The 13,295-nt window shown below is 59.9% G+C and carries 13 protein-coding genes; 10 read left to right on the top strand and 3 right to left on the bottom strand.

The features are described from left to right. Nucleotides 1-39 precede the first annotated feature (39 nt). Nucleotides 40-1,374: a M16 family metallopeptidase gene (locus tag SJY21_RS09190; RefSeq protein ID WP_377509312.1), complete on the top strand. Its 1,335-nt coding sequence runs from the start codon at nucleotides 40-42 to the stop codon at nucleotides 1,372-1,374. Then, a complete protein-coding gene (locus SJY21_RS09185; RefSeq protein ID WP_377509309.1) occupies nucleotides 1,371-2,681 on the top strand; it encodes a M16 family metallopeptidase in 1,311 nt (436 codons plus the stop codon). Before SJY21_RS09190 ends, SJY21_RS09185 begins: the two co-directional genes overlap by 4 nt. Here SJY21_RS09185 and SJY21_RS09180 read toward each other — a convergent pair. After that, entirely contained in the window at nucleotides 2,678-3,658 is a 981-nt protein-coding gene (locus tag SJY21_RS09180) for an NAD-dependent epimerase/dehydratase family protein (RefSeq protein WP_377509306.1), read from the bottom strand. The two genes, SJY21_RS09185 and SJY21_RS09180, sit on opposite strands and share 4 nt — an antisense overlap. Before the next feature lie 101 nt (nucleotides 3,659-3,759). On the opposite strand from SJY21_RS09180, the gene mutL reads away from it, so the two are divergent. The 3 genes from mutL (at nucleotide 3,760) to SJY21_RS09165 (ending at nucleotide 7,242) form a co-directional block, all read left to right on the top strand. Beyond that, nucleotides 3,760-5,565 (top strand): DNA mismatch repair endonuclease MutL, encoded by a 1,806-nt coding sequence (mutL, locus tag SJY21_RS09175; protein ID WP_377509303.1) that lies wholly within the window; start codon nucleotides 3,760-3,762, stop codon nucleotides 5,563-5,565. Continuing rightward, nucleotides 5,562-6,791, top strand: a complete 1,230-nt coding sequence (locus SJY21_RS09170) for a DNA recombination protein RmuC (protein WP_377509300.1) — start codon at nucleotides 5,562-5,564, stop codon at nucleotides 6,789-6,791. The genes mutL and SJY21_RS09170 overlap by 4 nt, the downstream gene beginning before the upstream one ends. A 61-nt stretch (nucleotides 6,792-6,852) precedes the next feature. Then, a complete protein-coding gene (locus SJY21_RS09165) occupies nucleotides 6,853-7,242 on the top strand; it encodes a hypothetical protein (protein ID WP_377509297.1) in 390 nt (129 codons plus the stop codon). On the opposite strand, the gene SJY21_RS09160 is transcribed toward SJY21_RS09165, so the two are convergent. Together SJY21_RS09160 and SJY21_RS09155 are read right to left on the bottom strand one after the other, a co-directional pair. Further along, nucleotides 7,239-7,889 carry a ChrR family anti-sigma-E factor gene (locus SJY21_RS09160; RefSeq protein WP_377509295.1) on the bottom strand — a complete coding sequence of 217 codons (651 nt, stop codon included), beginning with the start codon at nucleotides 7,887-7,889 and terminating at the stop codon, nucleotides 7,239-7,241. The two genes, SJY21_RS09165 and SJY21_RS09160, sit on opposite strands and share 4 nt — an antisense overlap. Nucleotides 7,890-7,897: 8 nt before the next feature. Further along, nucleotides 7,898-8,422, bottom strand: a complete 525-nt coding sequence (locus tag SJY21_RS09155; RefSeq protein WP_377509292.1) for a sigma-70 family RNA polymerase sigma factor — start codon at nucleotides 8,420-8,422, stop codon at nucleotides 7,898-7,900. A gap of 258 nt (nucleotides 8,423-8,680) precedes the next feature. Between SJY21_RS09155 and SJY21_RS09150 the strand changes: the two genes are divergently transcribed. The 5 genes from SJY21_RS09150 to SJY21_RS09130 are packed head-to-tail and all read left to right on the top strand — an operon-like array spanning nucleotide 8,681 to nucleotide 13,271. Next, nucleotides 8,681-9,976 (top strand): NAD(P)/FAD-dependent oxidoreductase, encoded by a 1,296-nt coding sequence (locus SJY21_RS09150; RefSeq protein ID WP_377509289.1) that lies wholly within the window; start codon nucleotides 8,681-8,683, stop codon nucleotides 9,974-9,976. Further along, nucleotides 9,973-10,728, top strand: a complete 756-nt coding sequence (locus SJY21_RS09145; protein WP_377509286.1) for a DUF1365 domain-containing protein — start codon at nucleotides 9,973-9,975, stop codon at nucleotides 10,726-10,728. Before SJY21_RS09150 ends, SJY21_RS09145 begins: the two co-directional genes overlap by 4 nt. Next, nucleotides 10,725-11,954 carry an MFS transporter gene (locus SJY21_RS09140; RefSeq protein WP_377509284.1) on the top strand — a complete coding sequence of 410 codons (1,230 nt, stop codon included), beginning with the start codon at nucleotides 10,725-10,727 and terminating at the stop codon, nucleotides 11,952-11,954. The genes SJY21_RS09145 and SJY21_RS09140 overlap by 4 nt, the downstream gene beginning before the upstream one ends. A gap of 3 nt (nucleotides 11,955-11,957) precedes the next feature. After that, entirely contained in the window at nucleotides 11,958-12,518 is a 561-nt protein-coding gene (locus SJY21_RS09135; protein ID WP_377509281.1) for a DUF3833 domain-containing protein, read from the top strand. A gap of 15 nt (nucleotides 12,519-12,533) precedes the next feature. Beyond that, a complete protein-coding gene (locus tag SJY21_RS09130; RefSeq protein ID WP_377509278.1) occupies nucleotides 12,534-13,271 on the top strand; it encodes an SDR family NAD(P)-dependent oxidoreductase in 738 nt (245 codons plus the stop codon). Nucleotides 13,272-13,295 lie beyond the last annotated feature (24 nt).

Genomic DNA, 13,295 nt, shown 5'->3' with positions numbered 1-13,295 from the left:
GGCGTAGGTTACGGGCAACGTATTGGATAGGACTTGCCGATGTTGCGCATACTGACTACCGCCTTTGCCTTGTTTGCCAGCACAGCGCTGCACGCCGAGGAGGTCACGACCTACACGCTTGATAACGGGATGGACGTTGTGGTGATCGAAGATCACCGTGCGCCTGTTGTTGTGCATATGGTCTGGTATCGCATCGGATCTGCCGACGAGCCGGTGGGCGCATCCGGCGTGGCGCATTTTCTGGAACATCTGCTGTTCAAGGAAACCGAGAACTTGGCCAGTGGCGAATTGTCCGCCACCGTGGCCGCCAATGGTGGCAGTGATAACGCGTTCACCAGCTATGACTATACCGCCTATTATCAGCGTGTAGCAGCCGACCGTCTGGAACTGATGATGCGGATGGAAAGCGACCGCATGAACAACCTGCGCATCACCGAGGCCGACATTGTGACCGAACGCAATGTCATCCTTGAGGAACGCGCCCAGCGCACTGACAACAATGCAGGTGCATTGGCGCGCGAACAGCTGCGCGCCGCTCAGTATATGAACCACCGGTACGGTGTGCCGATCATCGGCTGGCGTCACGAGATGGAGGAGTTGAGTCTGCAAGATGCGCTTGATTTCTACGAACTTTACTATTCACCGAACAACGCCATTCTGGTTGTCGCAGGTGATGTGCAACCTGCCGAGGTTCTGGCGCTGGCGGAACAGTATTACGGCGTGATCCCAGCCGAGCCTGATCTGCCCGAACGCCTGCGCCCCGAAGAACCACCGCAGAACGCCGAACGCCGTCTGATTTTTGAGGATCCGCGCGTGTCGCAACCCTATGTCACCCGCAGCTATCTGGCCCCTGAACGCGACAGTGGCGCACAGGAAGAAGCCGCTGCACTGGTCTATCTGGCTGATATTCTTGGTGGTTCGTCGTTTACGTCTGTGTTGGGCGAAGCCCTGCAGTTTGATGCGCAGCTGGCTGTTTACACAGGTGCGGGATATGACGCGAGCAGCCTTGATGACACCACCTTTGGCATCACGGTCGTGCCTGCTGTGGGTGTATCCTTGCAGGAAGGTGAGGATGCGATGGACGCCGCGATTGCAGATTTCATGGAAACCGGTGTTGACCCCGAACAGCTTGAGAGGCTGCGCACGCAGTTTCGCGCAGGCGAAATCTATGCGCGTGATAATGTCGAAGGCATTGCCAACCGGTATGGCGCGGCCCTGACCCAAGGGCTGACCGTGCAGGATGTGCAGGACTGGCCCGATATTTTGCAGGCCGTCACTGCCGATGACATCATGGCGGTTGCCGCCAAAGTGCTTGACCGCCGTCAGTCCGTTACGGGCTGGGTCATTCCCAACCGCGAGGTGCTGACCCAATGATCCGTTTTGTATTTGCCGCCCTTTTGTCCGTTGCCGCGGCCACCGCGCAGGCCGAAGTCGACATTCAGGAAGTCACCTCGCCCGGCGGGATCAACGCCTGGCTGGTCGAGGATCACGAGATTCCGTTCCTTGCGCTGGAAATCCGTATTGAAGGGGGTGCGTCCCTTGACCTTGCGGGCAAACGCGGTGCTGCAAACCTGATGACTGGACTGCTCGAAGAAGGATCGGGCGAGATGGATGCCCGTGCGTTCCAAACAGCCCGCGAGGGGCTGGCGGCATCGTTCGGGTTCGACAACTATGACGACAGTTTTTCCGTATCCGCCCGCGTTCTGACCGAAAATCGCGATGAAGCCTTGGCGCTGCTGCGTGCTGCCCTGATTGATCCGACGTTTGATGATGATGCGGTTGAACGTGTGCGCGCGCAGGTGCTGTCGATTATCGCGAGCGACGAAAAGAACCCCAACCGGATTGCCGGCGCGGCCTTTGATGCCGCGGCCTTTGGTGATCATCCCTACGGGTCGTCCCTGAACGGCACCGCCGAAAGTGTCGCAGCGCTGACCCGTGATGACCTGATCACCGCGCACCGCAACGTTTTGACACGTGACCGCGTTTATGTGGGTGCTGTGGGTGATATTACGGCGCAAGAACTGGGTGTGGTACTGGATGATCTTTTGGGCGACCTGCCGCAATCGGACGCGCCGCTGCCCGAAGATGTGCCCTTTGGCCTTGCGGGTGGTGTGACTGTTGTGCCGTTTGAAACGCCGCAATCTGTCGCCTACTTCGGCCATCAGGGACTCAAGCGCGACGACGAGGATTTCTTTGCCGCCTATATCCTGAACACCATTCTGGGGGGTGGCAGCTTTGAAAGCCGCTTGATGACTGAAGTGCGCGAAAAGCGCGGGCTGACCTATGGCGTTTACACCTACCTTGTCCCCAAGGATCACGCGGAAATGGTGATCGGGTCGGTTGCATCAGGCAATGACCGGATCGGCGAAGCGATTGCCGTGATCCGCGATGAATGGGCGCGGATCGCCAGTGATGGCGTCACGGCTGACGAATTGAGCGCTGCCAAGACCTACCTGACGGGTGCCTATCCTTTGCGATTTGATGGAAATGCGCCGATTGCGGATATCCTTGTGGGGATGCAGATGACCGGCCTGCCGCCGGACTATGTGATCAACCGCAACGACTATGTGAATGCGGTGACGCTGGACGAGATCAACCGCGTGGCTGGTGAATTGCTGCGCCCGGATGATCTGCATTTCGTCGTCGTCGGGCAGCCCGCGGGCGTGGAAAACACCAACTAGTTCAGTAGTGCCGCCTCTTGTGACGCGCTCATCCCGCAAGTGAGGGTGGTGGTGCGGTGACCACGATCCCATGTCAGGATATCGCGCAGGGTGTCGTCAAGCGGACGCAGCTTTAATCCGCGCGAGATTGCGCGCGTGGTGTCAACCGCAAGCATACCGGCCAATGTGATCCAGTCCGGCGACAGCATCATCGGCACATCAGTCCAGAAAGCGACACCAGCCGTGTCAAACCGTACTGGCGGCAACCAGCAAAGCGTCGCCTTTTCACCGGTCATTTCAGAAATACGGTTCAGAACATCCTCGCGTTTCAGGATCGGTCCAGTCAGGTTCACCACGCCCCCGTCCTTGCGTGTCGCGGCGCCAATGCAGTATGCCGCCGCATCTCGTGCGTCGATCATTTGTAGCGTTGCATCCTTGGGGAGCGGGACTGGAACTTTGCCGCCCTGATCCATGCGCCTGACCCACCACGTCATGCGATCTGTGTTGTCACCCGGACCCACCAGCAACCCCACACGCACCAGATGCGCTCGATCACCAAGGCGCGCAGTGGCGGCATCCTCGCAAGACTTTTTCAGTGGACCATAGGCCGCGCCATAGGCGGCGGCGCTTGTGGGATGATCGGGCGTCAGGGCCAATTCTTTGGGCGTTGCTGGGCGTGATGGCCCTGCTTCGGTGGTGCCCGCACCGGTCATGTCGCTAAAGGCCGAAATGGACGAGATCATACAATAGTGGCCGATGTCCGGTCCAACGGCGTTTAGCACATGAGTGACCATGTCCGGCGTAAAGGCGCAGGTGTCAAAGACCCAGTCGAATCCTCTGTCGTGCAGGTCGGGCAAGGGTTGCGTGCGGTCGGCGCTGATATGGTTCGGGGCACGCGCGCGCCGTGACAGGGTTGTAACGTCGTATCCCGCGGCGTGCGCTGCTTGCGTGATCGCGCCGCCCAGAAATCCGGTCCCGCCGACGACTAACACGCGCATCCTTCATTCCTTTTTCCTTTGTTCAGCTGCAGCCTGCCTTAACCGTGATCTATGTAAAAGCCCCCTGTCAGAATCGCGCGCATTGCGCTATCCCTTGGGGCATGGCCATTCCTGACCCCAAGATAAGCGAAAATCGCCCTGTTATTCGACAGCTTGACGACGCTGCGATTAACCGGATTGCGGCGGGTGAAGTCGTGGAGCGGCCTGCTTCGGCCGTGAAAGAACTTGTCGAAAACGCCATTGATGCGGGCGCTACGCGGATCGACATCGCCGTCGCAGATGGTGGCAAGACGCTGATCCGCGTGACGGATGATGGTTGCGGGATTGCTGCTGATGATTTGCCGCTGGCCCTGTCGCGCCATGCCACGTCGAAAATCGACGGGTCGGACCTTTTGAACATCCATTCCTTCGGGTTCCGCGGCGAGGCATTGCCATCGCTGGGCGCGGTCGGCCGCTTGGCGATCACGAGCCGTGTTGCGGGCGGCGATGCGGCTGTGATCCGCGTGCAGGGCGGCGCAGTTGACCCCGTGCGCCCCGCCGCGCTGTCGGGCGGCACGGTCGTCGAATTGCGCGACCTGTTTTACGCCACGCCTGCCCGTCTGAAATTCCTGCGCACAGATCGCGCCGAGGCGCAGGCGATCAGCGATGTGGTGAAACGTCTGGCCATGGCCGAACCCTTTGTCGGGTTCACCCTGCGCGATGTGTCAGGTGGCGGCGAGGGGCGCGTGACGTTCCGCGCCGACCCCGAAACCGGCGATATGTTTGATGCGTTGCACGGACGGCTTGCCAGCGTGCTGGGCCGCGAATTTTCCGATAACGCGCTGGCGATTGATGCGGAACGCGACGGGTTTCACCTGACCGGATACGCGGCCCTGCCAACCTATTCGCGCGGGTCTGCCGTGCAGCAATTCCTGTTCGTCAATGGCCGCCCCGTGCGGGACAAGCAGCTGATCGGCGCACTGCGCGGCGCCTACATGGACTTCCTGACGCGTGACCGGCATCCCGCCGCCGTGCTGTTTGTCGATTGCGATCCGCATTTGGTTGACGTGAACGTGCATCCCGCCAAATCCGAGGTCCGCTTTCGTGATCCGGCTATCGTGCGCGGTTTGATTGTCAGCGGGTTGCGCCACGCGCTGGCCAACGCAGGGCACCGCGCGTCAACCACCGTGGCGGGGGCGACTCTTGGGGCGATGCAGCCAGAACAGGGCCGCGTCTATCAGATGGATCGCCCCTCGCAGGGGTTTGCGCGGCCCGTGCAGGGGTTTGCGGAAATGGCCGCGCCTTCGGCCCGCTTTGAACCCGCACCCGAGGTGGTTGAAACCGCGCATTTGCCCCTTGGGGCGGCGCGCGCGCAGGTCCATGAAAACTATGTGATTGCCCAGACCGCAACCGGCATTGTCATTGTCGACCAACACGCCGCCCATGAACGGCTGGTTTATGAAAAGCTCAAACGCCAGATGGCGGAAAACGGGGTGGCGGCGCAGGCGTTGCTAATCCCCGAGATTGTTGAGCTTTCTGACAGTGACGCGGCCCTGCTATTGGAACTGGCCGAGGATCTGGCGCGCCTGGGGTTGGTGATTGAACCGTTTGGGGGCGGCGCGATTGCCGTGCGCGAAACGCCTGCGATTCTGGGTGAAGTCAACGCCGAAGCCATGCTGCGCGATGTGCTGGATGAATTGGCCGACTTGGGTGACAGCCAGTCGGTGCAGGCCAGGATTGAAGCGATCCTGTCCCGCGTGGCCTGTCATGGGTCGATCCGGTCGGGCCGGTTGATGCGCGCCGAGGAAATGAACGCCCTGCTGCGCGAAATGGAGGCAACGCCCCATTCCGGCCAATGCAACCACGGGCGCCCGACTTATGTTGAACTGAAACTATCCGACATTGAACGGCTGTTTGGACGCACATGATCACGCTTGGCGAAACCACATATGACATCAGCGATCCGGTGACGTTACTGGTGCTGCTTGGCTTGATTGTGGCTGCGTTGGTCGTGGTCTTGTTGATCGTATCGGTGCGCCGTGCTGGTGCGCAGGCCCGATCCGTGGCCGAGGTTGCGCAGCAGGTTGGGAGGTTGAACATGGACGTGCAGACGCTGGGGCAAGGGCAGCAGCAGTTGTCTGGCAGTCTTTTGCAGGTCAGCGAAACGCAGGCCAAAGTGTCGGAAAACGTGACCCGCCAGATGGGCGAGGTAAAGCTGCATGTGAACGAACGGCTGTCGGAAAACATCGCGCGATCACAACGCGCCATGGTCGAGATGCAGGAACGCATGAAGGAAAGCCTGCATGGCAATTCGGAAAAGACCACCAAAAGCCTGACCGAGTTGCAGGAACGTCTGGCCACGATCGACAAGGCGCAGGACAATATTACCAAGCTGTCGGGCGATGTGCTGTCCTTGCAGGACATCCTGTCCAACAAACAGACGCGCGGCGCGTTCGGGGAAATCCAGTTGTCCGATATCGTGCGCAAGGCGCTGCCCAGCGATAGCTACGCGCTGCAAGCGACCCTGACGAACGGCAAACGTGCGGATTGTCTGATCCATCTGCCTAACCCGCCGGGGCCAATCGTGATAGACGCGAAATTCCCGCTTGAGGCTTATGAAGAATACACCCGTGCCGAGGGGCGCGATGCGCAGGACCGTGCGTTGAAAACGCTGGGCGCAGCCGTGCGCGTCCACATCAAGGCGATCAGCGAGAAGTATATCATTGAAGGTGAGACCGCAGATGGTGCGCTGATGTTCCTGCCCTCCGAAGCGGTTTACGCCGAATTGCACGCCCGCCTGCCCCATATCGTGCGCGAAGGGTTTGATGCGCGTGTCTGGATCGTGTCACCAACCACCTGCATGGCAACGCTGAACACCATGCGCGCGATCCTGAAAGATGCGCGGATGCGCGAACAGGCGGGCACGATCCGCAAGGCCTTGAAACAGTTGCACCGTGATGTGGAAATCATCGGCGAAAAGGCAGGCAAGCTGGAAGTTCACTTGCGACAGGCGGGCGATGACGTAGGCGGGATTCTGACGGCGAGCACGCGGGCAGGCAAACGGGCCGACCGCCTCGACAATTTTGACTTCGAGGAACTGGCACCGGACGACGAAACGCCCAACGTTGTGCCTCTGACACCGCCCAAGGGCTGATCGGCGTTGCCGCGGGGCAGCGCGGGCGCTAGCCTAGGGGCAGCAAGCAAAGGATGGGATCATGCGGAAACTGGCAAGCGGGCTTTTGGGTGCGGCACTTCTTGCGGGGTGCAGCGGGGGCAGTGATATGGCCCAGTTTGAATTCGCCAATGTTGAACGCGCGGTTTCGGCACAGTTCGCCAGCACGCATCCGATGCAACCCTTTGCCGAAGGGCCGGTCGCGATCCTTGTGACAGAGCACGGTGATTTGCGCACCTATTCCCTGCATCCCTGCCGTGGTGGCACGCACATCTGCGCGGGTGGCCCGCGCGGGCGCGCCGGCCATTTGCGTGACGGGGCACAATGGGATGTGGTCAGTGGCGCCTACCGCAACCGGACGTTCTATTTGTCGCCCGGTGGCAGTGGTTACATGAAGCGCGGCGCGCAGTACTTGCCGCTGGCTTGGGACTAAATCCGCAGGAACGGCTGGGCAATCCGCGGGATCAGGCTGTTAAAGCGCAAAGGCGCGTCCGTAGCGGCAAGGCAGATACAATCGAGCCCTTCTTCGGCGACCGGTGTGTGCACCATTTCTTCGTTGGCGACTTCGATGTCGCCTTTGCCGAACCGGTCGCTTTCGTCGCGGAATGCGCCTTGCAGCACCAGTGTCAGTTCCGTGCCGCGATGCCCGTGATCAGGCACAGCGGTGCCAGCAGGGATGCGCAACAGGCGCACAGAGGCGCTTTTGTCGGTTTTCAGGATCGCTTGCGATACGCCACCGCCGATCTTGCGCCACTTCACGGCGCTTAGGTCGCCGCCCGTGTAATCGCGCAGGGGCGCGGGGAAAATGCCACTCGGATTGGCTGGCGCGGGGGGTGGCGTCTTGAAAGTCTTGTCCTGACGGATCAGCGCAAGGGTTGTGGCCAAGGCATCGTCACCCATGTCGCTGGATGACATTTCCATGACTTCGCCGCCAACGGCGTCGAATTCGTGCATCCGTGCGCGGCATTCGTCGCACAGGGAAATATGCGTGGCCACCACAAGGTTGAACGCTTCGGGGAGGGTTCCAGCCGAATAGCCCATCAGAAGGGCGTCGGTAAGGTGATGTTTGATCTCGGTCATGTTCATCTTCATTTCATCGTGTGGCGCAAACGGTCCAGCGCCAGTCTAATCCGCGATTTGATCGTGCCCAGTGGCAGACCGGTTTCCTGTGCAATTTCGCTATGCGTCAAGTCGCCGAAATAGGCGCGCTCGATCAGGTTACGTTGCTTGTCGGGCAGGGCCGCGAGGGCGGCACCCAACCGTTCGGTATCTTGTTGCAGCGCCAGCACATCTTCCTGGTCCGGCTCTGCTTCGGGGCCCCAAGTCAGGTCTTCCGGCTCGGGGCGGCGTTGTTTGCGCAGAAGGTCGATCTTGCGGTTTCGGGCGATCGTAAAGATCCAGGTGGACACGCTTGCGCGGGCCGGATCGAACATGTGCGCCTTACGCCAAAGTGTCGCCATGACATCCTGCGTGCATTCCTCGGCAAGCTCGGCGCTTGCTCCGGACTTTATCAAAAATCCTTTCACGCGCGGTGCGAAATGCTGGAAAACCTCGGCAAAAGCCTGTTCATCCTGCTTGTCGCGGATCGCCGCCAGTTGGGCGACCCATATCATGCGATCGGGTTGTTCAGTCTTGGCCAACTTGGCCCCTCCATTGCAATCAGCGCGCGTCCTGTTCCCCCTTTTATAAGGAACACTGTGGGCGGGTGCATCCGCAATTATCGGGGCTTCGGCGACCATGAACATATCAGGGTTACGCGGGGTGTTTGGAAATGGATCACAACATTTCCCGAATTTAGCATTCATCCAATCGGGGCGGTGCAACGTAATAGAAATACAACAAAAAATTCGGGTATCGGGAAACACAAGACAATGCCATTTGAAACCGGGGCCGCCGCCCCCAGGAATATCGCCGTAATCGGCGCGGGAATCTCGGGAATGGGGGCCGCGCACATGCTCGCCAAAAGTCACCGGGTCACATTGTTCGAGGCTGAAGACCGGCTTGGCGGACATGCCCGCACACGCATGGCCGGGCCGGCAGGTGATCAGGCGGTAGATACCGGTTTCATCGTTTTCAACTACGCAAACTATCCGCATCTTGCGGCCTTGTTTGGCGAGCTGGACGTTCCGGTGATCCCGTCCAACATGAGCTTTGGCGCATCCATTGAAGGGGGCCGCTTTGAATACGGGCTTGCGTCGCTTCAGGCGCTGTTCGCGCAGAAACGCAATGCCGCGAACCCGCGGTTTCTGCGCATGGTGCGTGACATCTTTCACTTCAACGCCAGGGCGCTTGCCGCCTCGAAGGAGGACGGCCTGACCGTGGCAGGCCTGCTGGACAAACTGGGTACCGGCCCGTGGTTTCGCGACTATTACCTGCTGCCGCTGTCTGGCGCGATCTGGTCCACGCCGGTGGAAAAGATCATGGATTTCCCGGCACATGCGATGGTGCAATTTTTTGAAAACCACGCGCTGTTGCACCATACGGGTCAGCATCAGTGGTTTACCGTGCAAGGGGGCAGCCACGAATATGTGTCCCGTCTGGGCGCGTCGATGGAAAATCGCGGCGTGCGCCTGCGCCTTGGTGCGCCGATTGATGCGGTCGAACGCAGCCCGATTGCCGTGTCGATCAAACCAAAAGGTGGCGAGTGGGAACAGTTTGACGAGGTGGTTTTCGCGACGCATTCTGACGACACCCTGCGTTTGTTGGCCGATGCATCGCCGCACGAAAAATCTGTCTTGGGGGCGGTCAAATACCAGCCCAACAAGATCGTGCTGCATTCCGACGAAAGCATTATGCCCAAGCGCAAGCCGGTGTGGTCGTCCTGGGTTTATGCCGAGGATGCCGACAAGAAATCCGACCAGATTGACCTGACCTATTGGATGAATTCGCTGCAACCATGGCTCAAGCGTGACAACTTTTTTGTCACGCTGAATACGACGCGTCCGATCCGCGAAGAGCTGATCTGGGACGAGGTGACCCTACGCCACCCGGTCTATGATCTGGCGGCTTTGGACGCGCAAAAGGCGGTGGCGAACATGAACGGTATGAACCGGACGTGGTTCTGCGGTGCGTGGATGAAGAACGGCTTTCACGAAGATGGGCTATCAAGCGCGGTTGATGTGGTCATGGCAATGACCACCGCCGAACTGGCCATGGCGGCCGAGTGAGCCGCGTTCAACATATCGCGGGCGAGACCTATCATGGTCGACGCGGGGGCACGAAAAACGCCTTTCGCTATTCGATCGACTATGTGCTGCTGGATGCCGAAGGCACGCCGGATCGCCCGGCGCTGTTCGGGCGCAACACGCGTGGCCCTATGTCGGTGCAGGACGTCGATCATGGTGGCGCACCGCATCACGGGCGCGGGGCTGCCTGGGTGCGCGATGTGCTGGCGCAGCACGGGCTGGATGTGACGGGGCGGGTTGATCTGCTGGCCCAACCGCGGGTGCTGGGGCATGTGTTCAACCCGGTGTCATTCTGGCTGATCCATGACGATGCAGGTGTCTTGCGCGTGGTCATTGCCGAGGTGTCGAACACCTTTGGTGATCGCCATTCCTATCTTTGCCACCACGACGATTTACGTGAAATTAGCAGGGCCGACACGATCACGGCGCAAAAGATTTTCCATGTCTCGCCGTTCCAACCGGTCGAGGGCGGGTATGCGTTCCGCTTTGATATCCAGCCCGATCGCATCGGCATCTGGATTGATTATTCGCGCGGAAATGGCGGTTTGATCGCCACGCTGACGGGCGCGCGCAAGCCACTGACCAACGGCAGCATCCTGCGCGCGATGCTGCGCCGCCCCTTCGGGTCTCGCCGGGTGCTGGCGTTGATCCACTGGCAGGCGCTGGTGTTGTGGTGGAAGGGTGTCACCTATCGCCCGCGCCCTGAACCACCCATCGACGAGGTGTCCAAATGACGGCGCTGGCGCAGCGCTATCCGGCCTATACCGGCTTTGCCGCCGTGCTTTCGGGTGCGGGTCTGCCGATCTATATCTATGCACCGAAATACTATGCCGACACGTTTGGCGTTTCGCTGACGGCCTTGGGTGCGGTTTTGTTTGGGTTGCGCCTGTTTGATGTGGTCCAAGACCCTGTGCTGGGTTGGATCAGTGAACGCTTGCGTCAGGGCCGTGCGGTCGCTGTCAGCGGCGGTGCGTTGGCGCTGGCCGCGTCAATGTTGGGCCTGTTCGCCGTTCCCCCGCCGATTGATCCGATCTGGTGGTTTGGCCTGACGATCACGGGGTTGTTCACAGCGTTCAGCTTTCTGACGATCAATTTCTATGCCCAAGGGATCACCAAGGTGGGTGATGACGACAAAGGTCATGTGCGCCTTGCGGCGTGGCGCGAAAGCGGGGCTTTGCTGGGTGTGTGTCTGGCTGCTGTCGCGCCAACACTGCTGATGGATGTCAGCGCCGCGCCCTTTGCGACTTTTGCGTGGGGCTTTGCCGCAGCGGCTGTGGTGGCCGCGTTGTTCATGTGGCCCGAATGGACGGGCGCGCGCGTCGATCACCCCCCCAGCCCGATGGGGGATATCCTGCGCGACCCGCTGGCGCGGCGCTTGCTGATCCTTGCTTTGGTCAACGCAACGCCGCTTGCCGTGTCCTCGACCCTGTTCCTGTTCTACGTCGAAAGCCGCCTTGGCGCGCCGGGTTGGGAAGGTCCGCTGTTGGTGCTGTTCTTCTTGGCCGCTGCCCTGTCGGCGCCAATCTGGAGCGCATTGGCGCGCCGGTATGGTGAAAAACCGGTGCTTTTGGCGGCAATGGTGCTGGCAGTTGCGTCCTTTGGCGTGACGCTGACATTGGGGCAAGGCGATACGCTTGCGTTTGCCCTGATCTGCATTGCATCGGGCGCGACGATTGGCGCTGACCTCACGTTACTGCCCGCGATGTTTGCTCGCCGCCTTGCGACCATTTCCCCCAATGGCGGGCAAGGTTTTGGCCTTTGGTCGCTGGTGTCGAAGTTCACGCTGGCCTTTGCGGCGGTGTTGTTGTTGCCGCTGCTGGAACGGTCGGGTTTTGCTGTCGCGGCTGCAACACAGCCGGAACAGGCCCTGATGATGTTGACGGTGCTTTATGCGCTTGTGCCGTCCGTTTTGAAACTTGTGGCGATCGCCTTGTTGGCCGCCACCAGACTTGAGGATTAAGGTATGACAGTGTTTCTTTCATTGATTGCGGGTGTTGCTTTGGCCGTCATCGCGTTCCTGCTGATCCAGAGCCGCTTTTCATTCAAGGCGCAGCGCCCCGAGGATTACACAGCCGCTGGTCCTGATTTCAGCATTCGCGAACACCTGAATGGTCCGATACAGTGCGAAGGCGTGATCTATGGTCCTACAGGGCGGGTCACATCGCGGTTCGTCGCGGATTTCGAGGCCAGCTGGCAAGGCAACGTTGGCCGCATGGTCGAACGGTTTGAATATGACAGCGGAACTGTGCAAAATCGTGAATGGACGCTGACCGTTGGCAATGACGGTGCCATCAAGGCCACGGCGCCTGATGTCATTGGCACCGGACATGGCCAGCAAGCGGGCAACAGCGTTGTGTTGAACTACCGGATCAAGCTGGCAGACGAGGCCGGCGGCCACATTCTGGATACCGTGGACTGGATGTATCTGACGGCGAACGGAACCATCATGAACCGCAGCCAGTTCCGGAAATACGGGATCAAGGTGGCCGAACTGGTCGCGACGATGCGCCCCAAAGCGGCCTGAAGCAAAGGAAAGATTGTGCGAGAATGGCAAGGAAAACGGTATTGGTTGGTTGGCGCGAGTGACGGGTTGGGGGCCGCATTGGCCCAAGTGATGAGCCGTGCCGGTGCCGAAGTCATACTGTCGGCCCGTTCGCTTGATAAACTGCGCGCCGTTGCCGCAACCTTGCCCGGAAAATCACAGGTGCAGACCGTGGATATCGCGGATGACGACAGCGTGTCACAGGCCGCCAAGGCCGTGGGCCAGATCGACGGTGTCGTGCTGCTGGCAGGCGTTTACTGGCCATTTGGTGCGGATCAATGGAACGCGCAGCAAGCGGTCGCGATGGCCGATATCAACTTTACCGGTTTCATGCGGGTACTGGGGCAAGTCATGCCACAGTTCATTGATCGCGACGCGGGCCATGTGGTTATCACATCATCCCTGACCGGATTTCGCGGCTTGCCCGGATCAATCGGCTATACGGCGTCCAAGGCCGCGACGATGTCCTTGGCCGAATGCATGTATGCCGATCTGCGCAAGACAGGCGTGACGGTGCAGGTCGCGAACCCCGGATTTATCAAGACGCAGCTGACCGACAAGAACGACTTCAAGATGCCATTCATCATGGAGCCGGAACAGGCCGCTCATGAAATGTTTGATCACATGAATAGCGACGGCTTCAAGAAAAGCTTTCCGGCGCTGTTTTCCTTGGTGTTTCGTGCCAGTCAGTTTCTGCCGGACTGGCTGTATTACCGGATTTTCGGCGCGAAATAGGTTTGCGCCAGATCAAAGCGGGGA

The organism is Octadecabacter sp. R77987 (assembly GCF_042466115.1).
Taxonomy (GTDB): Bacteria; Pseudomonadota; Alphaproteobacteria; order Rhodobacterales; family Rhodobacteraceae; genus SW4.
This window is presented reverse-complemented; position numbering and strand designations above follow the sequence as displayed.